Origin of the sequence: Methylorubrum sp. GM97, from assembly GCF_024347855.1 — a bacterium.
GTDB lineage: Bacteria > Pseudomonadota > Alphaproteobacteria > Rhizobiales > Beijerinckiaceae > Methylobacterium > Methylobacterium extorquens.
In genome coordinates this window covers 5,167,084-5,190,735 of the sequence record NZ_AP025942.1, presented here as the reverse complement: position 1 = coordinate 5,190,735, position 23,652 = coordinate 5,167,084, and the positions used below count along the sequence as shown (strand labels likewise).

Genomic DNA, 23,652 nt, shown 5'->3' with positions numbered 1-23,652 from the left:
CGGGCGTTTCGACAAAGAACCTGCCGCGGGCGGACGAACGCATGCTCTATCTGCTGTCGGAACTGAGCGGCACGCTCACGCCCCTCAACGTGTTCCGCTACATCACCTTCCGCACCGGCGGCGCGCTGTTCACGGCGGGCTTCTTCGTGTTCTGGTTCGGGCCCTGGATCATCTCGCTGCTGCGCCTGCGCCAGGGCAAGGGCCAGCCGATCCGCGAGGACGGCCCGGCCAGCCACCTCACCAAGCGCGGCACGCCGACCATGGGCGGCCTGATGATCCTGGCCGGCGCCGTGGTCTCGATCCTGCTCTGGACCAACCCGCACAACCACTACGTCTGGGTGACGCTCGCGGTGACCCTCGGCTTCGGCGCGATCGGCTTCTACGACGACTACCTCAAGGTCACGAAACAATCGCACAAGGGCTTCTCGGGTCGCTTCCGCCTCCTGCTGGAATTCGCGATCGCGGGCGCGGCCTGCCTGATGATTTCGCTCTACTCGCCGGCCGGACTGCAGAACCAGCTCGCCTTCCCCGTCCTCAAGGACACGCTGCTGAACCTCGGCTGGTTCTGGGTGCCGTTCGCCGCCTTCGTGATCGTGGGGGCGGGCAACGCGGTCAACATCACCGACGGCCTCGACGGGCTCGCCATCGTCCCCGTCATGATCGCCTGCGCCACCTTCGGCATCATCGCCTACCTCGTCGGCAACGTGATCTATGCCGGCTACCTGCAGGTGAACTACGTGCGCGACACCGGCGAACTCGCCGTGGTCTGCGGCGCGGTGATCGGGGCGGGGCTCGGCTTCCTGTGGTTCAACGCGCCGCCCGCGCAGATCTTCATGGGCGATACCGGCTCGCTCGCACTCGGCGGCCTGCTCGGCTCCATCGCCGTGGCGGCCAAGCACGAGATCGTGCTCGCCATCGTCGGCGGCCTGTTCGTCTTGGAGATCATGTCGGTGATCATCCAGGTCGTCTCGTTCAAGCTCACGGGCAAGCGCGTCTTCCGCATGGCGCCGATCCACCACCACTTCGAGCAGAAGGGCTGGAAGGAGCCGCAGGTCGTGATCCGCTTCTGGATCATCGCCGTCATCCTGGCGCTGGTCGGGCTCGCCACGCTGAAGCTGCGCTGAGCCGGGACGAGAGACACAAAACCATGACGCCAGCCACCACCTTCGCCGGCCAGAAACTCGCCCTGTTCGGCCTCGGCGGGTCCGGGCTCGTCACCGTCCGTTCGCTGCTGGCCGGCGGCGCCGACGTGCTAGCCTGGGACGACAACGCGGGCAGCCGCGACCGCGCCCGCGAGCAGGGCATCACCGTCACCGATCTCAACGAGGCCGACTGGTCGGGCTTCTCGGCCCTGGTGCTGGCGCCCGGCGTGCCCCTGACACATCCCGAGCCGCACTGGACCGTGGGACTGGCGCGGCAGGCCGGCATCCCGGTCATCGGCGACATCGAGATTTTCTGCCGCGAGCGCGCGGCCTTGGCACCCAACGCACCGTTCGTGGCCATCACCGGCACCAACGGGAAATCCACCACCACGGCGCTCACCGCCCACCTGCTGCGCCATGCCGGGCGCGACGTGCAGATGGGCGGCAATATCGGCACCGCGATCCTGTCGCTGGAGCCGCCCGCGGCTACCTGCGTCCACGTGGTCGAACTGTCCTCGTTCCAGATCGACCTGACGCCCTCGCTCAAACCCGGCGTCGGCATCCTGCTCAACCTGACGCCGGACCATCTCGACCGTCACGGCACCATGGAGAACTACGCCGCGATCAAGGAGCGGCTGGTGGCGGGCGCGGATCTCGCCGTGATCGGCGTCGATGACCCCTACTGCGCAGCGATCGCCGAGCGCCGCACGGGCGAGCGCATCCGCCTCCATGTTGAGGGGCACGGCGACGCAGCGGGCGACTATGTCGGCGCCAACGGTACGGTGCGCGGGCCTGACGGCGCCGTGATCGCCGAGGTCACCGGCATCCAGGCGCTGCTCGGCGACCACAACCTCCAGAACGCCGCCGCCGCGGTCGCCGCCGCGATCCGGCTCGGTCTCACGAGCGCGGAGATCGCGGCGGGGCTGAAGAGCTTTCCCGGCCTCGCCCACCGGATGGAGCCGCTGCGCCGGATCGGCCCGACGCTGTTCGTCAACGATTCCAAGGCGACCAACGCCGATTCGACCGAGAAGGCGCTGCTGGCCTTCCGAGACATCCATTGGATCGTCGGCGGCAAGGCGAAGGAGGGCGGCATCGAGCCGTTGGCGCCGCTGTTCGACCGCGTCGCCCACGCCTACCTGATCGGTGCGTCGAGCGAGGCCTTCGCCGCGACGCTGGAAGGACGCGTCGCCTTCACCCGCTGCGGCACGCTGGAGGCCGCGACCGAGGCGGCGGCGCGGGCCGCCCGCGCATCCGGTACCGAGGCGCCCGTCGTGCTGCTGTCGCCGGCCTGCGCCTCCTACGACCAGTTCCCGAACTTCGAGGTCCGCGGCGACCGCTTTCGGACCCTGGTCGCCGCGCTGCCGGACGCCTGAGGGCGGGCCGGAGCCCGCTCAGGCGCTCTTCCGCTCAGGCGCTCTTGCCGACCGGCCGCGGGCTCGGGGCCGGTTCGGCGGCCTTGGCCTCGGACGGCGTCTCGCGTCCCTTGCCGACCGTGCGGCGGGCGCGGAAGACCGGCCGCGCCTCCGCTTCCCGGCGCTTGAGCATGGTGCGGAACTCGTCGCGGCGCTCGTGGATCGAGGCGATGACGTGGCCCATCGGCACGCCGACATCGACCAGCACGGCCTCGGAGAGCTGGAGTGAGGCCTCGATCGTCTCGGGCACCGCGTCGTCGACGCCCATCTCGTAGAGCTGCGTGGCGTGGCGCGCGTCGCGGGCGCGGGCGACGATGGTGAGGTCCGGCCGCTCGGCGCGGGCGGCCTGCACCACCGCCTCCACGGCGCGGGGATTGTCGAGGGTCACCACCAGCGCGCGGGCCGTGGCGATGTCGCAGCGGCGCAGCATCTCCGTGTTGGCGGAATCACCGAAATAGACCGGGCTGCCGAGCCGGCGCTGTTCGGCGACACGGGCGGGGTCCGAATCAACAGCGATGTGAGAAATCGCGTGGCGCTTGAGCATCTCGCCGACCAGCCGCCCGACCCGGCCATAGCCCGCGATGATCACCCGGTTCTGCTCCGGTTCCGGCACCGGCTCGGCCTGTGCCGGACCGACCTGCTGCTTCGAGGCGCGGCCGCCGATGCGGCGGCCGAGCGCCGCGAGGCCGGGAATCGCGATCATGGTGACGGTGGTGACGATGAGGGCGGCGCCGCCCACCGGCTCCGGCACGAGCCCGGTCGCCATCGCGCCGCCGATCAGAACGAAGGCGAACTCGCCGCCGGGGCCGATCAGCAGGGCCGCCTCCAGGGCGACCGAGCGGGACAGCTTCATGATGCGGGCGCCGACGAGCACCACGGCGCCCTTGATGACGAGGAGCCCGACCGACAGGCCGAGGATCGCGCCCGGCGCCGAGATGAGCTGGGCCGGATCGAGGTTCATGCCGACCGAGACGAAGAACACCCCGAGCAGAAGTCCCTTGAACGGATCGATGGTCGCCTCGATCGCGCGGCGATACTCGGTCTCGGCGAGCAGCAGGCCGGCAACGAAGGCGCCGAGCGTCATCGACAGGCCGCTGCCCGCCGCGACCAGGGCGGTCGCCACGATGACGAGCAGGCAGGCCGCCATGAACAGTTCGGGCGAGCGGGTGCGCGCGACGAGATGGAAGAGCGGGCGCAACGCGACCCGGCCGGCCACCACGATCACGGCGAGGGCGATCGCCGCCTGTCCGAGGGCCAGGGCGAGCGCGGCCCCGAGGTCGCCGCCATCCTTGCGGCCGAGCACGGCGATGGCGAACAGGATCGGGGCGACCGCCAGATCCTGAAACAGCAGGATCGCGAAACTGGTGCGTCCGGCCGGCGTGCCGAGCCGCTTCTGCTCGGCGAGCACCGGCAGCACCACGGCGGTCGAGGAGAGGGCGAGCGCCAGCCCCACCAGCACCGCCCCGGCCACCGGCTGATCCAGAACGATGAGGATCACGGCGATCACGGTGGCGGAGGCCGCCACTTGAATTGCCCCGAGGCCGAAGACGAGCCGGCGCAGCACCCGCAGGCGCTCCCAGGACAGCTCGATCCCGATCATGAACATCAGGAAGATCACGCCGAACTCGGCCAGGTGCGCGATCTCCGCGCGGTTGCCGATGGTGAAGGGCGCGAGCCAGGGATGCGCGTCGGCGAAGCGCCCGAGCCCGAACGGCCCGAGCAGCGCGCCCGCGCCGATGAAGCCGAGCACCGGGCTGATCCGCAGGCGGTGGAACAGCGGCACGACGATGCCGGCGGTGACGAGGAAAAGGATCGCCTCCCGGTAGCCGCCCGCATGCGCGCCGGCTTCCGCGGCGATCTGGGTTCCGGCCTGCACGGGGTCGGTCATCGGGCTGATATGCTGACGCCTGGAGGGGAGGAGAGGGCGGCCCGGCTCCTTGCATCTTCGATGCCGCGGGAGGGACCGGCGGCATCATGGGCGGCGAGCCGGTGGCGGAGCAACCGTTTTCCGGGGCGATCGGCCGTTTTCGCGCCCGCTTCACCCGCAGCGATCGCGTCGGGCCGCCATCCACTGCTCATCGATCGGGCCGGCACAACTTCGGCACAATACGCCCTTACGCTCGGGTAACGCGATGTTAGGGGATGGCAGGTCCGCCGCTCAGCCGGAGGCCCGTAGCGATCTGAGGCCCATGAAGTTCTGGCCCATGAAATTCTTGTCCGACACGCCTCCGAGCCGGGACGTGCAGCGCGAGCGGCGCGAATGGATGCTCGACCAGCAGCGCTGGAAGCACCAACGCGACATCGAGCGTGGCTACCGCATCAAGTGGGGCTACGTCGCCATCGCCTATCTCGTCGAGTTCATGGTGATCGGCGCCTCGCTCTGGGGGGCGTGGCTGTTCGCGGGCACCTACAGCGACGGTGACGACCGGGCGTTCTACTTCATGCTGCTGGCGCCGCTGGTCTACGCCGCGGTGGAGCTGTGCCGCGTGCCGCTCGGCATCCTGGCACGCACCCAGCGCTCGTGGTTCGTGAAGGCGCTCGCCATCGTCGGCATCATCTTCGCCGCGGGCGTCACCACCAAGTCGGTGTCACAGCTCGGCGAGATGATGTTCCATCCCCGCCTGATGGACGCAGCCAAGGCCAAAACCGCCCTCAAGGACGCGCAGGCCGATCGCAACAGCATCGATACGCGCATCGCCGCCGCCAATGCCCGGGTCGAGCAGTACACCAACGAACTGGAGCAGATCGAGCGGCGCTCGGCCGAGAATGCCTCGCAGCTCGCCGGGCTTCCAGCGCAGCGCTGCGAGCGCGTCTACGGCACCAACAGCCGCGGCATGCGCTACTCGAACCTGAAATGCGTCACCGACCCGCGCACCGCGACCCTCAACGCGGCGGTGGCCAAGGCGGGCAGCGACCGGGGCGCCATCGTCAAGGAGCTGGAAGAGGCCCGCAAGGCCCGCGCCGCCCTCGACCGCGGCGCGGCCGACCGCAAGGTGGCCGATGCCGAGCAGGCCTACCGCAACTCGGTCAACCGCTCGCAGCTCCACTCCTTCACCGCCATGGTCTACGGCGTCGATCCGATCGACGTGAACGATGCGCAGGTCCACGCCTTCCTGCGCATCTTCGTGTTCGTGCCGGCGCTCTGCGCCGCCTTCGCCTCGACGATTCTGGCTCTCTCGGCGGTCTCGGTGCGCAAGACCTTCATGGACGAGGACGACCTCGGCGCCGCGGTGAACCCGGAGGCGACGCCCTACCTGCTCGCCTCGATCGCCGAGGGCGTGCGCCAGGAGATGGCGCTGGCCCAGCCGAGACCGATGACGCGGGAGGCCTCGGTGATCCCGCTGGAGCGGCGCACGGCGCCCGTGGTGCCGCCGCCCCCGCCGCCCGCCAACACCTCCGGCAACGCCACCACCGGCGCCACCGCGTAAATCCATCGAGCCGCCCCCGATCGGGAGCGGCTCGAATTCCTTGCGAAATCCTTGTTTAAACGCGCTCTCCCGCGCCGACCGGCGGCCCCTTCGGCGGAGAGCGCTCCTGAGGCGAGTGCCCGGCCATGAGTATCCACACCGACGGCACGCACGAGAACATCGTGCTCGCGCAACACGTCAATGGCCGCCTGCGGGCGGAGGCGCGGATGCACTTCGCCCGCGCCTTTCTGCTGCGAGCGATCGGCGCCGGGGCCTTCTCGGCGCTGGCCGGGATCGGCATCGGCGCGGCCTGCTACGGCTACGCGTATATGAACCAGTTCGACTCGGCGGCGGAGAAGATCGCCAGCGCGATGCAGGCCGCGCTCTCCGACGTGACGCTGAAGACCAAGGGCGAGGTCACCCTCACCGACAACACCCTGAAGCTCGAAGGTCTGCCGGCGCAGAAGGCCAACGCGGTGCCGACGCCGACCAAGGCCCAGCTCGGCACCGACGCCGTCCCGGCCTCGCAGGCGCCGGTGAACACGACCTTCACCGTGTTCAAGCAGGTGCCCTATCTCGACGGGCAGATCGTGACGGGTTGGAACTTCAAGGCCAACGAGGAGCGGCCGTTCCAGCAATATTGCTACTTCTCCCGTCGCTCGAACGAAACGAAGGGGCAGGTCGAAATCAAGATCGACCTCGCCATGGACGGCAAGACCCTGCCGCAGCCGCAGAAGTCGGACGTGAATCTGGGGATTCTGGCCTCGAACTGCGTGTGGCACGACGGGAAGACGTTGTGAGGGAACGCCCCGGGCGTCGACCGCCGCGTGAGCGGTTGCCGAGCCGCTTCGCCTCGGGTTAGTCCGCTTCGATTCCCCTCCCGACGCGAGGCTCCATGCGCTTCACCGGAACCGAGTCCTACGTCGCGCCGCCCGATCTCACCACGGCGGTCAACGCGGCGATCGTGCTGGAGCGCCCGCTCCTGGTGAAGGGCGAGCCCGGCACCGGCAAGACGGTGCTGGCGGAAGAAATCGCCCGGGGCCTCGGCGCGCCGCTGCTGACCTGGAACATCAAGTCCACGACCAAGGCGCAGCAGGGCCTCTACGAGTACGACGCCGTCTCGCGGCTGCGCGACTCGCAGCTCGGCGACCCGCGGGTGTCGGACATCGCCAACTACATCCGTCGCGGCAAGCTGTGGGAGGCGTTCACTGCGCCGCAGCGGCCGGTGCTGCTTATCGACGAGATCGACAAGGCCGACATCGAGTTCCCCAACGACCTGCTGACCGAACTCGATCGGATGGAGTTCCACGTCTACGAGACCGGCGAGACGATCCGCGCCGATATCCGCCCCATCGTCATCATCACCTCGAACAACGAGAAGGAGCTGCCGGACGCCTTCCTGCGCCGCTGCTTCTTCCACTACATCAAGTTCCCCGATGCCGAGACGCTGAAGGCCATCGTCGAGGTGCACTATCCCGGCATCAAGCACCGCCTCGTCGAAGAGGCTTTGCGGGTGTTCCTGGAGACCCGCGAGGTACCGGGCCTCAAGAAGAAGCCTTCGACCTCCGAATTGCTCGACTGGCTCAAGCTCCTCGTCTCCGAGGACGTCCAGCCGGAGACCCTGCGCGAGCGTGACGGCCGCAAGCTGATTCCGCCTCTACACGGCGCGCTCCTGAAGAACGAGCAGGACGTGAGCTTGTTCGAGAAGCTCGCCTTCATGATGCGCCGTGAGGGACGGGGCGGGTGACGGACCGCCGCGGCGCCCCAGTTAAGCGGCTCCGACCCGCTTCCGCGTGACCGATCCCATGCAGACAAAAAAGCTCGGCCGCACCGGCCTCGACATCTCGCCCCTCTGCCTCGGTTGCATGACCTACGGCGTGCCGGAGCGGGGACCGCATCCGTGGACCCTGCGGGAGGAGGAGAGCCGGCCGCTGATCAAGCGGGCGCTCGATCTCGGGATCAACTTCTTCGACACCGCGAACTACTATTCGGACGGCACCTCCGAGGAGATCGTCGGCCGCGCGCTCAAGGACTACGCCGACCGCGACAGCATCGTACTGGCCACCAAGGTCTACTACCCGCAGAAGAACCAGCCCAATGCCGGCGGCCTCTCGCGCAAGGCGATCTTTTCCGCGATCGACGCCTCGCTCAAACGGCTCGGCACCGATTACGTCGATCTCTACCAGATCCATCGCTGGGACTACGCCACGCCGATCGAGGTGACGCTGGAGGCACTGCATGACGTCGTGAAGGCGGGCAAGGCCCGCTACATCGGTGCCTCGTCGATGTTCGCGTGGCAGTTCGCCAAGGCGCTCTACACCTCTGACCTGAACGGCTGGACGCGGTTCGCGACGATGCAGAACCACCTCAACCTGCTGCACCGTGAGGAGGAGCGGGAGATGATCGCGCTCTGCGCCGACCAGGGCATCCCGCTCCTGCCCTGGAGCCCGCTCGCCCGCGGCCGGCTCACCCGCGACTTCGACGCGGGCAGCGCCCGGCAAGAGAGCGATCTCGTGGGCAAGAACCTCTATGACGCCACGGTCGAGGCCGACCGGCAGGTGGTCGAGGCGGTGGCCGACGTGGCGCGCGACCGCGGCGTGCCCCGGGCGCAGGTGGCGCTGGCCTGGGTGATCCAGAAGCGGGGCGTGGCCGCCCCGATCATCGGCGCCTCGAAGCCGGGGCACCTCGACGATGCGGCGGCGGCCCTCGACCTCGAATTGATGCCGGACGAGATCGCCCGGCTCGAAGCCCCTTACGTTCCGCACGCCGTGGTCGGGTTCCAATGATGCGCCGCCTGCTCCTCCTGCGCCACGCCAAATCCGCCTACCCGCAGGGCGTGGCCGATATCGACCGCCCGCTCAATGGGCGCGGGCGGGAGGCCGCACCGCTGATGGGCGCCTACATCGCCCGCGAGGGGCTGACGCCGGACCATGTCATGGTCTCGCCGGCCCGGCGCACGCAGGAGACCTGGGCGGCCTTGCGGGCCGAGCTTCCCGAGACGCCGATGGAGACGGTGCCCTCGATCTACGAGGCGCAGGCCGCGCGCATTCTCGACGCGATCCGCTCCGCCCCGGCGGAGGCGACGACCCTGCTGGTCATCGGCCACAATCCCGGCCTCGGCGATCTCGCCCTGCGGCTCGTCGGGGAAGGGCCGAAGGACTTGCAGAAGGATCTGCGCGAAAAGTTTCCGACCGCGGCGCTCGCCGTGTTCGCGTTCGACGCGGAGGGCTGGGAGGACATTGCCGCGGGCGGCGGGCGTCTCCTGCGGTTCGTGCGCCCGCGCCAGCTCGCGGCGGACATGGACGACGATTGATGGACGACGATTGAGGGGTTTTGCCAGCGAGAGCATCGTCCCGAAAGCCTGCAAGCACCGTTCGGGATGATGCTCGGGCACCGAACCCTTCGCCCTCTTGCGCCGTTCCTCAACGAGAACAGCCGAGCTGACACCGCGTAGGGAAGACCGGCGTGCTCCTCGAAACGCTCCTCGCCGTGACGATGCTGCTGCCGCGGATCGAGCCCGCGCTCGACACGGCGCGGGCGCGCCTGCCGCCTCTCCCCGCGCGGCCGAGGCGGCCCCGGCGCCCGCGCCGAGCTTCAGCCTCGTGGCGCGGGCCGTCTCGAACTGGCGGGAACAGGCGGGCGAGAACCTCGCGCCGGGCTCGCTCGCCTTCGTCGTCCGGCACGCGGCGACGGAGCCTGGCTTCGTCGCCCGCTGTGTGCGGCTCAACAATTACTGGTGCATCAAACAGGCGCGCTGGAGCGGCGAGCTCGGCGGCGACGCGGAGGGCCATACCGGCTTCGCCACCGCCGCCGACGGAGCGGATGCGGCGGTGCAGCTCCTGCGCCGCTACCAGCGTGATTACGGACGCCGCTCGGCACTCGCCATCGTGCGCCGCTGGGCGCCCGCCGAGTGCGGCGTGGCCCGCCCCGTGGCGGCCGCGCCTGTCGCTGGAAAACCGAGGCCGCCGGCACGCCAAGCCGCCGCGCCCGCCGTGTCAACGACGACCGCACCGCGGGGCATCGGCGGAACGTTGCGCGCCCGCTTCCTCGCGCGACATGGGCGGGGCGGCGTCGCGCGGGCCGCGCCCAGCGCCGCCGCGGGGCTGCGGGTGCAGCCCTGGTCGGCCCGCGCGCGGCTCGCCGGGCATCCCGGGCGGGCGCCCCGCGCCGTGGCAGGATCGGCCGTCTCCGTGCCGAGGCCGGCCGCCGACATCGCAACGGGCCTGACCGAGGCACCGAAAATCGCGGCCAAGGCTCCGCCGGCGGTCACCCCGGCCCGCACTCTCGTCGCCTCCGGCGCGGCCAATCCCGCCGCCCTGCTGGCGCCCGACCGGCTCACGGCGGAGGCGGCAGCACTGCCCTCGATCGCCACCTCGCTGCCGAAGGGCAGCCTGCTCGATCTCAGCCTCCCGGCCCCTGTCTGCGCCAACGACGAGACGCGCATCCGCAACTACGCCGCGCGGATCGCCGGCAGCGTCGGCCTCAAGCCGGACGACGATCTGCGCCTGTTCCGCGACGACGGCCGGCCGAGCGATAACCTCCTGCCGGTGCTGCTGGCGATGTCCTCAGTCGAACTCGGTACGCTGCACGCCTCGAAGGCGCTGGTGAGCGCGGCGATCGAGCGGCTGGAGGCGCGCCTCTCCGGAACCGCCTCGTCGGAAGCACGGTCGAATTCCGCACTCTAGGACTACGCCTCGAAGAGCACCGACCGGCCCGCGCAATGAAGCGCGCAGAGTGGAGAAGCACTACTCCCAAGGAGGCAGATGATCGCCGCCGTCCCGCTGGTATGGTCGTAATAACGTCTCTCGGGGGCTTGCGGAAAAACCGGTCGAGACACCGGTCCTCACACTCCCGGCGACGCGATGACCCTCCTGCTCGTCACGCGAAGGCAGGTGTGCCTCATCGGACGCCCGATCGCCGAGAGCGCCCGGTTCCAACCCGGCGGCGCGGCTGGCGTCCGGTGCGGGATGCCCGACCTCCGCCGATGAGCCGCACGGCCAGACGAGGATCGGGATGTCCTGCATCGACGGCGAGGCTGTTTTCCAGTCGATCCCGGCCCGTTACGCCGCGCCTGGTTCGGACGGGGAGGGGCGGCCGGTCGTCCCCCTCGCCACGCCGACGCCGGAGGAACTGCAGGAGGTCTTCCGGCATCAGCTCGATGCCGTGTGCCGCGTGGTGGAGGAGCAGCTTCGCACGCTCGCGCTGACCTTCACAGCCGCGCGGGTGAGCCTGCCGGAACCGCACTCATCGCCGGCTCTGCCGATGGCGGATCGCGGGGCAGAGCGGCCGCTGACCGACGGGGAGGCCGAGATCTGGCTCGCCGCGCAGTTCGGCGCCGACGCCAATGCCGCGATGACCGAGATCGTCACCCTACGGCTCGACGGCCGGCTCGACGCCGAGCGGCTTCTCTCCGTCGTGAGAGCGGTGCTCGGCCGCCACGACGCCCTGCGCAGCCGCTTCTCGCCGAGCGGCGAGACCGTGCGGATCGATCCCGCGGGCCTCGTGCCGGTGCGGTGGGTCGATCTCGCAGGCAAATCCGATCCGGAGTCCGCTCTGGCAGCGCATCTTCACACACAAGCGTGCCTCTCGTTCGATCCCGTCGCCGGCCCGGTGGCGCGGGCCGACCTCGTTCGCCTCGACGAGCGGCGTCACGTCCTCGTCCTCTCGGCCCACCACATCGCCTGCGATGGCTGGTCCTTCGCGGTCCTGGCCGACGCGATCGCGAGCGCCTACGGCGCCGCGCCGGAGGAGCTGGCGCCGGCCCCGCAGACCGCTGGCAGTGCTCCGTCGGAGGCGGAGGCGAGCCGGGCGCTGGATTACTGGGCCGGGCTCTATACGAGCTTGCCCGCGCCGCTCGACCTGCCGACCGACCATCCGCGGCCGAAGCTGCGCGGCTTTGCCGGCGACACCCGAAGCGCCACTCTGCCGCCGCCGCTCGTCGCCGCGCTGAAAGCGCTCGCGACCCGCCAGGGGCAGACGCTGAACGCCACGCTGCTCGCGGCCTTTCAAGTGCTCCTCGCGCGGCTCTCGGGGCAGGACGACCTTGTCGTCGGCGTGCCGATGGCGGGCCAGCCGCGCCGCGGCGAGCCGGGCCTCGTCGGGCACCACGCCGATTTCCTGCCGCTGCGGGCCCGGTTCGACCCGGACGAGCCCTTCGCTGCCCATCTCGCCCGCACCGGCGCGGCCCTGGCCGAGGCCGCCGCTCATGCGGACTGCACCCTGGGGCGGCTGCTGCACCATCTCGACCGGCCGCACGATCCGGCGCGCCCGCCGCTGGCGCAGGTGCAGTTCAACCTCCAGCGTTTCGCCGACACCATCGATTTCGGGGCGGGCCTGCGCGGCACCCTTGCACCCGCGCCGAAGCGCTTCTCGACGTTCGAACTCACCGTCAGCCTCAGCGAGACGGCCGACGGGCTGACCGTTGACGCCATCTACAACCGCGCCCTGTTCGAACCGGACACGATCGAGCGCTGGATCGAGCACTACCTCACCCTGCTCGGGCATCTCGCCCGCGATCCCGCGCAGCCGGTCGGGCGCGTTCCGCTGCTCGATGCGGCCGAGCGGCAGACCATGCTGGTGGACTGGAACGCGACTGAGACAGCCCATCCGCTCAAGGTCGGGGCGATGCGGGCCTTCAAGCTCCACGCCCGGCGCGACCCGGACCGGATCGCGATCCGTTTCGGCGAAGAGACCGTCTCCTACGGCGCCCTCGACCATTGGGCCGATCGCGTCGCCGCGGCCTTGCAGGGAAGCGCTCTGCCCGAGGGGGCCCGCGTCGGCCTGCTCATGCGCCGCTCGCCCGGCCTCGTCGCGGCGATGCTCGGCGCTTTGCGCGCCGGCATCCCTTACGTCCCGCTCGACCCGGCGATGCCGCCAGCCCGCCGCGCGGGAATCGTCGCCGATGCCGGGATCGGCGCGATGCTCACGCTCGCGGCCGACCGCGCGCTCCTGCCGGAGGGCCCCCGGGTCATCGAGGTCGATCGTCTCGACGGACCGGCGCCGACCCGCTTCCCGCGCGTGCCGGCGGAGCGGGCCGCCTACCTGATCTACACGTCGAGCACGACCGGCGCGCCGAAGGGCGTCGAGGTGCTGCATCGCGGCCTTTCGAACCTGCTGTTCTCGATGGCGTGGGCACCGGGGATCGCACGCGACGACCGGCTGCTGGCGGTGACGACGGTCACCTTCGACATCGCCGGGCTCGAATTGTTGCTGCCGCTGATCCGCGGCGCCCAGATCGTGCTCGCCTCGGCCGAGGAAGCGCGCGACGGCCACGCCCTCCTCGCCCGCCTGCAATGGGGCGAGGCTACCATGCTCCAGGCGACGCCGATGACGTGGCGGCTCCTGCTGGAGGCAGGTTTCCGCTCGCGCCCCGGCTTCAAGATGCTGTGCGGCGGCGAAGCTCTTCCACTCGATCTGGCCCGGCGCCTCACCGAGGGCGGGGGCGAACTCTGGAATCTCTACGGGCCGACGGAGACGACGATCTGGTCCTCGGCCGCGCGGATCGATCCGGGGGAGGAGACGGTCACGGTCGGGCGGCCGATCGACAACACCAGCCTGTTCATCCTCGATGCGCAGGGCGAGCCGGTGCCGGTCGGGGTCACGGGTGAATTGCTGATCGGCGGGCTCGGGCTCGCCCGCGGCTATCTCGGACGGCTGGACCTGACGCAGCGGAGCTTCATCGCGAGTGCGCTGCCGGAATGCGCCGGGGCGCGGCTCTACCGGACCGGCGACCGGGCCCGCTACCGGCCGGACGGACGCGTCGAGATCCTGGGACGGGCCGACCACCAGATCAAGCTGCGCGGCTACCGGATCGAGCCCGCTGAGATCGAGGCGGTGCTGCTGCGCCAGACTGGGCTGCACGCCGTCGTGGTGCTGCGCCCCGACGCGGGCGGCGAAGATCGCCTCGTCTGCTACTTCGTGCGCCCCGAGGGCGAGGCGGCGCCCACTCTGCGCAATCTGCGCGCCGCGCTCGCCCGCGAACTTCCCGATTACATGATCCCCTCGGAATGGGTCCGGCTGTCGGCCCTGCCGCTGACGGCGAGCGGCAAGGTCGATCGCCGGGCGCTGCCCGCTCCCGAGGCCGGGCCCACCGGTCCGGCCGAGCCGGCCGCCGCGATCAAGCTTCCCCTCAAGCCTGCTCCGGTCCCGACATCCGACGACGGCCTCGAGACCACCCTCGCGGCGATCTGGCGGGAAGTGCTGGGGCTCGCCAGTGTGGAGCGGGACGACGACCTGATCGCGCTCGGGGCGGATTCGCTCAGCGTGTTCCGCATCGTCGCGCGGGCGCGGCGTGAGAACTTGCCGCTCGGGGCCGGCGATCTTTTTCAGGAACGCACCATCGCCCGGGTCGCGGCCCTGCTGCACGGGCGCCTCGGGGAGGGGCGCGAAACACCGGCCGCCGCGCGCGCGCCGATCCCGTCGATCCGGCGCCCAAGGCCCGCCGACGCCGACCGCGCAGCGGTCGGTCAGGCGTGAGGGCGGGCGGGATGCGGCATTTCACGCAGGAATCGCCGGCCATGACCGGCGAGGTTCACGGCGGCGACGCCTTCACGGCCCGCTGCTCCCACAGCCAGACGCGGTTCTGGCTGCTCGATCAGTTGAGGCCGGGCGATCCGAGCCTGCACGTCGCCGCCCGCTGGCGCATTGCCGGGCGGCTCGATGCCGAGATCCTCACCCGCGCCTTCCGCCTCCTGCTCGACCGGCACGAAGCTTTGCGCACGTCGATCGTCGGGGAGGGCGGGCGGCCGGTGCAGCGGATCGCCGGAACGGTGCCGCTGGCCTTCTCCGAAATCGACCTCTCCGGCCTGCCCGGCGACCGCCTCGGCGAGGCGCGCGAGATCGCCGAGTCGGAGGCCGGGAAGCCCTTCGATCTGGCCCGCGCGCCGCTCGTGCGGGTGACGCTGCTGCGGCTCGGGCGCGGCGATTCCCTGCTGCTCGTCACCGCCCATCACAGCGTCTGCGACGGCTGGTCGATGGTGGTGCTGGCCCGCGAATTCGTCGCGATCTACGGCGCCCTGATCCGGGGACAGACACCGGCTCTGGCGCCTGCGGCCCTGCACTATGCCGACTTCGCGGAATGGGAGATCTCCCCGGCCCTCGCCGAGGCGGCGGAACGCGACCTCGCCTTCTGGGCGCGGTCGTTGCGCGATCTCACCCCGTTCGAGCTGCCGCCGGACCATCCCCGCCGCCCCGGCCGGGAGCGCCGCTTCGCCGCCGAGACCCGCCCGCTTTCCGCCGATCTCGGCGCGCGCATGGAGGCCTATGCGCGGGCGCAGGGCGCGACCCCCTTCGTCCTCGCCTGCACCATCCTGTTCGGGCTCCTAAGCGCACGCACCGGGCGCGGCGACATCGCCATCGGCACGCAGGTGCTGGGGCGCGACGAGATCGAGCTGGAAGGGGTCGTCGGCACCTTCGTGAACACGCTGGTGCTTCGGACCCGTGTCGGAGCGGAGCAGAGCTTCGCCGAGCGGCTGGCGGCGACCCGCCGGACGATCCTCGATGCCTGCGATCACGCGCTCGCCCCCTTCGACCGGGTGGTGCAGGCGCTGGCGCCCTGCCGCGACGGGCTGCGGCCGCCGCTGGTCTCGGTCAACGTCCGGATGAGGCCGACGCCCCAGGCGACGCCGTCCGGCGGGTCGTCAGTCGGGGAGCCGGCCCCGATCCGCCTCGTCGATCTCGACTACGCCCCCACCGGCAGCTTCTTCGACCTCGATCTCGAACTTGCGCCGGGCGAGGCCGGCTGGCGCCTGATCTGCGAGTACGATGCCGGCCTCTATGCGGCGGAGACCGTCGCCGGCCTGCTGGCCGACTTCGAGCAGGCCGCCCGCGCGGCGGTCGGGGCGCGGCTGCCCGATCCGGCCCCCCTGGGAAGGGGCGGGGGAGGGGTCGCGGCCGAGCGTGAACAGGCATCCCGGGAAGCGGGGCAGCCGGAGGCGGAGGAGACGGCCGCGCGGGTGACGCCGGATGCGGCACCTGCCCCCGAGACGGCGCCTCCCTCGGCGGGCGAGGCGGCGGGCGACCTTCTGCCGACGATACGCACGATCTGGCGGGAGATGCTCGGCCGCCCCGACCTGTCCGACGACGAGGATTTCTTCGCGGCGGGCGGGCACTCGCTGCTGGCCGCCCGCGTGGTCGCCCGGATCGAGGCGGCGACGGGCCGAACCGTTCCGCTCTGGTCGTTCTTCGAGGCGGGCACGGTCGCACGGCTCTGCGCCTTCCTCAGCGGCGAGGCGGCGGCGGGCGTGCGGCACCGCGCGCTTCAGGAGCCGACGGCGCAGGCGCGGCCCGGCTTCACCGCGATCCACCACGCCGCGGCCGATCAGGAACTCTACCGGCCCCTGTCCGAGGCCCTCGGGGCGGACCATCCCTTCGCGACGCTGCAACTGGAAAGCCGGGTTCCGCCCCACGAGGAAACCCTGGAGCGGCTGGCCTGCGCCTATCGCGACGCGATCGATGCGGCGCAGCCGCAGGGGCCGATCCGCCTCGTCGGGTTCTGCCGCTCGGGCGTTCTCGCCTTCGAGATCGCCCGGCAGTTCGCGCAGGGCGGCCGGGACGTCGCCCTCGTCGTCCTGATCGATTGCTGGGAGCCCGGCTATATCAGGCGCTTCAAGCCGCTCGCGCGCATGCGGGTGATGGCGGCCTACCGGCGCGGCCGGCTCGCCGCGCTCATCCGCCACCTCCGCCGCGACGGCATCGGCTACCTCGGCTCGCGGGCCCATCTCTGGTTCCGCTCTCACCGCGCCTGGCGCGGGCTGCGGAGTGCCCTGAACCGGGTGGGGCTCGCCGCCCCGAGCCCAGAGGACGCGTTCTGGCAAGTGACCGACGAACTCGACGCGCTCGCCCTGGCCTACGAGCCGCGCCCCCATCCCGGGCCGGTGCTGATCGTCCGCAGTGAGAGTGTTCCGGTCGGCCCCGCGCTCGACCCGATGCTCGGCTGGCGCGCCTATGCCGAGAACTGCGAAAGCGTGAGTGTTCCGGGCTTCGGCCATGAGGGCGCGTTCTCTCCCGCCGGCTGCCGGGTGATGGCCGCCAAGATCAGCCTGATGGCGTGCCGGTGATCCGATCTGCCGCACTTCGCCGCACACGCAGCGGGCGAGCCTAGATCCGCTTGCAATCCATTTTCGGCTCAGAGTAATTTAGGTTAATAAGCAGCGGGCGGTGCGTGGGGGAGCGATGACGGGCCTGTCGTTGGTGATCTGTGGAGCGATCGGCGTCGGATGTCTCGCGATGCTGTTCCTTCTGCACGAACTTAAGAACGCTCCATACGACGACGGCCTCGAACCCGAGCAGGTGGTTTCCGAACTCGAAAAGCAGAGGTTGCGCTACCGGTCGTTGGATTAGCGACGCGATACGGTAGTCGTTTGGATCCAAGCGGAAAGCGTCGCGCTTAGCCGGCACGCCGCTCGAGCGAAACCCAGCCCCATCATGCCGAAGGGATCGACCGGATCAGGGATGAGGTCGGGCCCCATCCGCGGACCTGCTCGTACCCTGATAAGGCGCGCGTCCTCAGGCGATGGCGCGCCCGTCCCGCATCCGTGCAGCGAGCGCCGAGCGATAGACCGTCAGCAGCGTGGCGGTCGTCGCCGTCTCGGTCCAGTCGCGCAGGTAGGCGGCACGGGCGGCCACACCCATCCGCTGGGCTTCCTCTGGCCGGGCGCGCAACCGCTCGATGGCCTGGGCGAGGTCGGCCGGATCGCCCGGCGTCACCAGCAGGCCCGTCACGCCGTCCTCGACGAGACCGGCGAGCGCACCGATCCGCGAGGCGATCACCGGCGTGCCCGCCGCATAGGCCTCGGCCACGACCATCGGCAGACCCTCGTACCAGAGCGAGGGCACGACGAGGGCGACGGCCCGGCCCATCCGCGCCCGCATCTCCGCGCGGGGCAGGGCACCGAGCAGGTTGAGGCCCGGCGCCCCCTCCAGCATCTCCCGCAGCGGCCCTTCGCCCGCGACATCGACCGGTGCGGTAAGGAGCGCGCCGGCCCCCTTCAGGATCTCGACGCCCTTCTCGGGGCTGAGGCGGCCGGCGAACAGGATGCCCTCGCGCGGGCCCTCACTCGGCGGCCCCGGATCGGGCAGGCCGTTGGGTTTCACGAAGATGCGCTGCGCCGGCAAACCCGCCGCGATGAAGCGACCGCGGGCGAACTCGGTCAGCGCGACGAAGGCATCGACGTCCCGCGTCCAGGTGCCGGTGCGGCGGTGCCGGTCGATCATCCGCGCCACGGCAAACGTGCCGAGCCGCGAGCCGCGATAGCAACCGTGGCGCACCGCCGCGTAGGAGGAGCCGGTGAGACAGGTCTCGCAGGGCGCGCCGTCGCGCATCAGCATGGCGCCTGCGCAGGCGAGACGGAAATTGTGCAGCGTCTGCACGGTCACCGGGCCGAGCGCCCGCACCACCCCATGCATGGCGGGCGAGACCAGCGGAAAGGTGTTGTGGGCGTGGACCACGTCCGGCCGGAAGCGCTCCACTGCCGCGACGACGCGGGCGATGCCGCGGGGCGCATGCGGCGCCTCGAACGCCGTGCGCAGGCGATCCAGCGGCGTGCGGATCTCGTCGTTGTGGAAGGCCAGGGTCTCGACCGTGCAGCCGGCCGCGGCCAGGGCCGCGGCCTCGTGCTCCACCACCGCGTCCTCGCCGCCCCGGATCTGGTAGTGGTTGTGGACGATGAGGACGCGCAACACAGGGCTCCTTACGACCGGCGTGGCTCGGGCTGGCGCGCGATCTTCCACAGGAAGACGGGCGCCATGACGAGATAGCGCCGCCACAGCCGCCGGGGCTCGCTCAGGAGCCGGTGCAGCCATTCGAGGGCAAGCACCTGCATGAATTTCGGCGCGCGCTTGACCGCCCCGGAATGGAAATCGAAGGCGGCGCCAACACCGATCAGCACCATGCCCGGCAAACGATCGAGGTGATCGTTCATCCAGATGTCCTGCTTGGGCGTCGACATGCCGACCCAGACGATGTGCGGCTCGGCCGCCTTGATCGCATCCGTGAGCCGCGCGTCGAGATCGGGCGCGACGGCGCCGAAGGGCGGGCAAGCGAGGCCGCAGACTTCCGTGCCGGGATATTTGTGGGCGAAATTCGCAGCAACCTGCTCGGCCACGCCCTCCTTGCCGCCGTAGAGATAGTGGCGAATCCCGGTGTTCTGCGTGGCGGCGAACATCTCCTCCATCAGCGAGGGGCCCGGAACGCGGCCGGTGCCGTGCGCGCGGAAGAACCGGCTGATGATCGTGAGCGGCGCGCCGTCCGGAGTGATCATGCTGGCCCGCTCGTGCGCGGCCCTCAGATCGGGCTGGTCCTGGGCGCACATGATGCCGTGCACGTCGCGCACGCAGATCATGCTGGTGCGACGCGCTCGCGCCCAGCCGATGATGGTGCGCACGGCGAACGGCATGTCGATGACGCTCACCGGCACGCCGAGGATGCGGGTCGCCGGGAGACGATGCGCCGCCGGCCCGTCCGCCTGGACGAGGTAGGGATCGTTCCGGTTGATCCGGAGCGCGTAGGGCCCGGAGGCCGGGATGGCCACGGCATCCATGGACAGGCTTCCCTCGATCTCAGCCATGGGCGACGTGCTCCTGGAACCACGCATAGGTCGCGGCGATGCCGTCCCGCAGCGGCACCTTCGGCGCCCAGCCGAGGCCGCGCAGCTTGTCCGCCGACATCAGCTTGCGCGGGGTGCCGTCGGGCTTGCTCGGATCGCGGACGATTTCGCCCTCGAACCCGACGACGTCGCAGACGAGGCGGGTCAGGTCGTAGATCGGGATGTCCTCGCCCGAGCCGACATTGACGTGCTCGGCCTCCGAATAGGTCTTCATCAGGTGCACGCAGGCGTCGGCGCAGTCATCGACGTGCAGGAACTCACGACGCGGCGAACCGGTGCCCCAAATCACCATCTCCTTCGCGCCGGAGCGCTTGGCCTCGTGCGCCTTGCGGATCAGGGCCGGCAGGACGTGGCTGGAATTGAGGTCGAAATTGTCGCCCGGCCCGTACAGGTTGGTCGGCATGGCCGAGATGAAGTCGCGGCCGTGCTGCTGGCGATAGGCCTGGGCCAGCTTGATCCCGGCGATCTTGGCGACCGCGTACCACTCGTTGGTCGGTTCCAGCGATCCGGTGAGCAGGCTCGACTCGACGATCGGCTGTTCGGCGAATTTCGGGTAGATGCAGCTCGATCCGAGGAACAGCAGCTTGCCGACATCTTCGCGGAACGCCGCCTCGATGACGTTGGCCTCGATCATCAGGTTCTCGTAGAGGAAGTCGGCCGGGTAGGTCGCGTTGGCCAGAATCCCGCCGACCTTGGCCGCGGCCAGGAACACCGCGTCCGGCCGCCGGTCCCGCATCCAGGCGCGCACGGCGGCCTGATCGCACAGGTCGAGTTCCGCCCGCGTCGCGGTGAGGACCTCGCAATCCTCACCCTTCAAACGCCGTACCAGAGCGCTGCCGACGAGGCCGCGATGTCCGGCGACGAAGACGGTCTTGCCCGCCAAGCTGTGCATCGGTCGGCCCCTACAGAAGCGGGTTGGAATCGGTCGGCGCCGGGTTCTCGCGGTACCACGCGACCGTGCGCTCGATGCCCTGGACCAGGGAAACGCTCGGCGCGTAGCCGATCGCTTGCATCTTGCCGATGTCGGGGCAGCGGCGCGGCGTCGCCCCGGCGGCGGCCGGTCCGGCGATCAGATCGACGCGGGTGCCGAGCGCCTCCGCGGTGATCCGGGCGAGATCGCGGATCGCGACCTCCTCCATCGAGCCGATGTGGTAGACGTTCATGCTCGCGCCGTCGCGCCACATCCGGACGATGCCGTCGACGACGTCGCTGACGTAGCAGAAGGCGCGGGTCTCGCTGCCGTCGCCCTGGAGCGTGATCGATCCGCCGTCACCGGCCGCGACGATCTTCTCGATGAGCTGCGGCACGACGTGCTTCCAGCCCATATCCGGCCCGTAAATGTTGTGCGGGCGGAAGACTTGGACCTTGCGCAGCTTGTCGCGGCAATAGTTGAAGGCGATGAGTTCCGAGATCAGCTTCGACCCGCCGTAGGAGTAGCGCGGGTTGAGCGAGTCGGGGATCACCATCTCGATGGTCTCGTCCGTCGGCACCACGCGCGGGGTCTGGTAGACCTCCGCCGAGGAGGCGACGACGAGATCGGGCACGCCGGCCTCGATACAGCCTTCGGAGACGGCAAGCGCGCCGCGCACGCCGACATCGAGCACGAGCTGCGGCTGCGTGTAGAAGTTCTCCGTGCCGTTGACGGCGGCCAGATGAAACACGCACTCGACGCCCCGGAGCGACTCGACCAGCGCATCCTTGTCGCGCACGTCGAGCGTCACCCGCTCGATCGCGCCCTGGGCGTTGGCGAGCCGCGAGGCTTGTCCGCGGATGTAGTTGTCGATCGCGACGACCTCGTGCCCCTCGGCCAGGAGCGCGCGGGTGAGGTGGGCGCCGATGAATCCGCCCGCCCCGGTGACAGCCAGTCTGCTCATTGAAACTTACCCACGAGGTTGCCCACGGTGACGTAGCGATTTTCCAGAACCTCCGCCGGCATCTCGCTGAGGTTGTTCCAGTAATCGTAGACGAAGGCGTCATCCGACATCGTACCGATGATCGTTTCCAGATCGATCTTCGAATATTCCGGATGGTTGTTGGCGATCACGAGCACGTCGGCGCCCTCGCAGGCGGCGGCGAGGCTGTCGTAGGGCGTCAGCCCCGACGAGATCGCCCGGATGTGGTCCATCGGCACCACGCCGTCATAGACGCGGATTTCCGAAAACTGCTCGGTCGCCATCATCTCGCGGATGACGTGGAGCGACATCGACCCGCGCAGGTCGTCGGTCTCCGGGCGGCCCTTGAAGGCGAGGCCGGCGACCACGGCCTTGAACGGTCCGGCGCGGCGGGCCCGCAGCCGCTCGACGAGGCTGCCCACCGTCTCCGCCGGCTGGCGCTCGTTGACGAGGCGGGAGGCCGCGGTGATCTCGAGGTTCACGCCCTGGCCCGAGACCGAGGAGAGCAGGATGTGCGGGTCCTTCTCCAGGCAGGGACCGCCGACGAGGCCCGGCGCGGCGACATTGGTGCGGGTGTAGCCGAGTTTGCCGTAGCGGATGACGTCGTTGGCGTTGATGCCGAGCGCGTCGCAGGCCCGCGCCACCTCGTTGGCGAAGGCGAAGTGGACGTCGCGCGAGGTGTTGTCGACGAGCTTGATCATCTCCGCCGTCTCCGGGCTCGCGACCCGCACGATGGTGTGGGTCAGGCGGCTGAACAGGGCGGCCGCCGCGTCGGAGGCGTCGGGCGTCTCGCCGCCGACGATCTGCGGCAGGTTGATGAGTTCGCGCATCGCGTCGCCTTCGAGCGTCCGCTCAGGGCACATGGCGAGGTGGTAGGGCGTGCCGGTGCGGTCGAGGATCGGCTTGACCACGCCCGTCGTCGTGCCGATCCGCACGGTCGAGCGCAGGATCACCGTGGCGCCCTCGGTGAAGTGCTCGGCCACCTCGCGGGTCGCCTCCTCGATCATGTCGAGACGCGGCTCGTGCGAGCCGGGATAGAGCGGGGTGCCGACCGTGATGATGTAGTACTCGGCCCGCGGCACATCGTGCGTCGTGGTGCTCGCGACGAAGCGGCCCTTCTTCACGACGTCGGCGAGGGCGGCCTGAAGCCCCACCTCGGCGAAATGCGGCACGCCGGCATTGGTCTTCTCGACGACGTCGGACCGCTTCTCGATGCCGTAGACCTGGACACCGCGGCGGGCCAGGGCGACGGACAGGGTCAGGCCGACATAACCGAGACCGATGATGACGACGTTGGGAGCTTTTCTGGCGTCCATAACTTGGTCCCGTCTGCGATCGATCGTCGGAATCTCTGACCCGATTGGGAATTCGGCACGGCGCAAGCGCTCGCCCGTCACCGCTCCACCCCGGGACGGCCGAAACCGTCGGGATTGAACTGTGACCAGTTCAGCAAAGCCTGTGCCTGCGGAAAACCGTATCAAAACGGGATCAACGGCCCGTCAGCGGACACTCAGAGTTCGTCGCGCGAAGATTTCGGGACTTTCGACGGTCAACGGACGGAGTCCGACGGGCGGAACATTTGATTCTTGTCGGGTCGACCGGGGCAGGGGATCGCGATCCGTTCACCCGCCGCGCCGTTTCAATCCCGCTGCGCCCGCGCGGCCCATAGCCTCAGCCTGCCCCGGCGCCGCCCAAGCAACGCTTCGCCCCGCGCTTCGTTCGTCCTGCCGGAGACGGCGGGGCGCATCGGGCGCCACCGGCTTGAAGGGAGACACGGATGCCGGTTCGGATGACCCAGGAAACGCAGGACGTGATCGACGGCCGGCGGCAGGTGGTGGTGCGGGTTCTGTTCGGCAGGCCGGATGCGGGACGCGACATCGTCGAGGTCTCGGCGACGGTCCGGGTGCCCGCCATTGAATCCGAAACGCAGACGGAGGCCGCCGCGCGGCAGATGGCACGGCGGGCGCTCGAACAGGCGCTGTCGGCCTTCCCGCTCTGAGGATGGTTCAGCAAACGCCCGGCCGCCGGCCGGCCTCGGGCCGGTCATAGCAGCGCGTTTTGTGAGAGACCGTGAGGATGGCGCCGCGGTTGCCCACCGGCGTCACCTCCGCATCGAGGTGCGTTCGGGGGCAAGGTGTGGATTCTCACGCCGCGCAACCATCGGGCCGATTTCGCCTTTTCCTCGCCATTCCCTT

Annotated in this window: 17 protein-coding genes and 1 pseudogene; 12 read left to right on the top strand and 6 right to left on the bottom strand. The window is 70.2% G+C overall.

Going from position 1 to position 23,652, the window contains the following annotated elements; genetic code table 11:
* The first annotated feature begins 41 nt into the window (after positions 1-41).
* Both mraY and murD read left to right on the top strand, forming a co-directional pair.
* Positions 42-1,124 (top strand): phospho-N-acetylmuramoyl-pentapeptide-transferase, encoded by a 1,083-nt coding sequence (gene mraY, locus MSPGM_RS24015; RefSeq protein ID WP_003603658.1) that lies wholly within the window; start codon positions 42-44, stop codon positions 1,122-1,124.
* Between the two features lie 23 nt (positions 1,125-1,147).
* Positions 1,148-2,515, top strand: coding sequence for a UDP-N-acetylmuramoyl-L-alanine--D-glutamate ligase (gene murD / locus MSPGM_RS24010; RefSeq protein WP_003603659.1), 1,368 nt, complete (start codon positions 1,148-1,150; stop codon positions 2,513-2,515).
* A 34-nt stretch (positions 2,516-2,549) separates the two neighbouring features.
* Here the strand turns inward: murD and MSPGM_RS24005 are convergent, their stop codons facing one another.
* Entirely contained in the window at positions 2,550-4,442 is a 1,893-nt protein-coding gene (locus tag MSPGM_RS24005) for a cation:proton antiporter (protein WP_003603661.1), read from the bottom strand.
* A 301-nt stretch (positions 4,443-4,743) separates the two neighbouring features.
* On the opposite strand from MSPGM_RS24005, the gene MSPGM_RS24000 reads away from it, so the two are divergent.
* The 9 genes and pseudogenes from MSPGM_RS24000 to MSPGM_RS23960 all read left to right on the top strand — a co-directional run bounded on the left by MSPGM_RS24000 (position 4,744) and on the right by MSPGM_RS23960 (position 17,301).
* On the top strand, positions 4,744-5,982 hold the full coding sequence (locus MSPGM_RS24000; RefSeq protein ID WP_003603663.1) for a hypothetical protein: 1,239 nt from the start codon (positions 4,744-4,746) through the stop codon (positions 5,980-5,982).
* 125 nt (positions 5,983-6,107) lie between these two features.
* The gene (locus tag MSPGM_RS23995; RefSeq protein WP_003603665.1) at positions 6,108-6,761 is read left to right on the top strand and encodes a hypothetical protein; all 654 of its coding nucleotides are present in this window, start codon (positions 6,108-6,110) and stop codon (positions 6,759-6,761) included.
* 95 nt (positions 6,762-6,856) lie between these two features.
* Positions 6,857-7,708 carry an AAA family ATPase gene (locus MSPGM_RS23990; protein WP_003603666.1) on the top strand — a complete coding sequence of 284 codons (852 nt, stop codon included), beginning with the start codon at positions 6,857-6,859 and terminating at the stop codon, positions 7,706-7,708.
* A 58-nt stretch (positions 7,709-7,766) separates the two neighbouring features.
* Positions 7,767-8,747 carry an aldo/keto reductase gene (locus MSPGM_RS23985; protein ID WP_003603668.1) on the top strand — a complete coding sequence of 327 codons (981 nt, stop codon included), beginning with the start codon at positions 7,767-7,769 and terminating at the stop codon, positions 8,745-8,747.
* Positions 8,744-9,274 carry a SixA phosphatase family protein gene (locus MSPGM_RS23980; protein WP_003603670.1) on the top strand — a complete coding sequence of 177 codons (531 nt, stop codon included), beginning with the start codon at positions 8,744-8,746 and terminating at the stop codon, positions 9,272-9,274. Before MSPGM_RS23985 ends, MSPGM_RS23980 begins: the two co-directional genes overlap by 4 nt.
* A 152-nt stretch (positions 9,275-9,426) precedes the next feature.
* Positions 9,427-10,646 (top strand): annotated as a pseudogene (locus MSPGM_RS23975) (hypothetical protein).
* A gap of 328 nt (positions 10,647-10,974) precedes the next feature.
* Positions 10,975-14,436 carry a non-ribosomal peptide synthetase gene (locus tag MSPGM_RS23970; protein WP_015857593.1) on the top strand — a complete coding sequence of 1,154 codons (3,462 nt, stop codon included), beginning with the start codon at positions 10,975-10,977 and terminating at the stop codon, positions 14,434-14,436.
* Positions 14,437-14,477: 41 nt separating this feature from the next.
* The gene (locus MSPGM_RS23965) at positions 14,478-17,018 is read left to right on the top strand and encodes a condensation domain-containing protein (RefSeq protein WP_244426818.1); all 2,541 of its coding nucleotides are present in this window, start codon (positions 14,478-14,480) and stop codon (positions 17,016-17,018) included.
* A gap of 115 nt (positions 17,019-17,133) precedes the next feature.
* The gene (locus MSPGM_RS23960) at positions 17,134-17,301 is read left to right on the top strand and encodes a hypothetical protein (RefSeq protein WP_003600896.1); all 168 of its coding nucleotides are present in this window, start codon (positions 17,134-17,136) and stop codon (positions 17,299-17,301) included.
* Between the two features lie 165 nt (positions 17,302-17,466).
* Here MSPGM_RS23960 and MSPGM_RS23955 read toward each other — a convergent pair whose 3' ends face one another.
* From MSPGM_RS23955 to MSPGM_RS23935, 5 genes are read right to left on the bottom strand one after another with little or no spacing between them, the layout of a single operon-like run.
* Positions 17,467-18,639, bottom strand: a complete 1,173-nt coding sequence (locus MSPGM_RS23955) for a glycosyltransferase (RefSeq protein ID WP_003600895.1) — start codon at positions 18,637-18,639, stop codon at positions 17,467-17,469.
* A gap of 11 nt (positions 18,640-18,650) precedes the next feature.
* Positions 18,651-19,526, bottom strand: a complete 876-nt coding sequence (locus MSPGM_RS23950; protein WP_261926033.1) for a WecB/TagA/CpsF family glycosyltransferase — start codon at positions 19,524-19,526, stop codon at positions 18,651-18,653.
* Positions 19,519-20,457: a GDP-L-fucose synthase family protein gene (locus MSPGM_RS23945; RefSeq protein WP_003600893.1), complete on the bottom strand. Its 939-nt coding sequence runs from the start codon at positions 20,455-20,457 to the stop codon at positions 19,519-19,521. The genes MSPGM_RS23950 and MSPGM_RS23945 overlap by 8 nt, the downstream gene beginning before the upstream one ends.
* A gap of 10 nt (positions 20,458-20,467) precedes the next feature.
* The gene (locus MSPGM_RS23940; RefSeq protein WP_003600892.1) at positions 20,468-21,439 is read right to left on the bottom strand and encodes an NAD-dependent epimerase/dehydratase family protein; all 972 of its coding nucleotides are present in this window, start codon (positions 21,437-21,439) and stop codon (positions 20,468-20,470) included.
* The gene (locus tag MSPGM_RS23935) at positions 21,436-22,773 is read right to left on the bottom strand and encodes a nucleotide sugar dehydrogenase (RefSeq protein WP_003600890.1); all 1,338 of its coding nucleotides are present in this window, start codon (positions 22,771-22,773) and stop codon (positions 21,436-21,438) included. Before MSPGM_RS23935 ends, MSPGM_RS23940 begins: the two co-directional genes overlap by 4 nt.
* 473 nt (positions 22,774-23,246) lie before the next feature.
* Between MSPGM_RS23935 and MSPGM_RS23930 the strand changes: the two genes are divergently transcribed.
* Positions 23,247-23,456 carry a hypothetical protein gene (locus MSPGM_RS23930; RefSeq protein ID WP_238507547.1) on the top strand — a complete coding sequence of 70 codons (210 nt, stop codon included), beginning with the start codon at positions 23,247-23,249 and terminating at the stop codon, positions 23,454-23,456.
* The last annotated feature ends 196 nt before the right edge of the window (positions 23,457-23,652 follow it).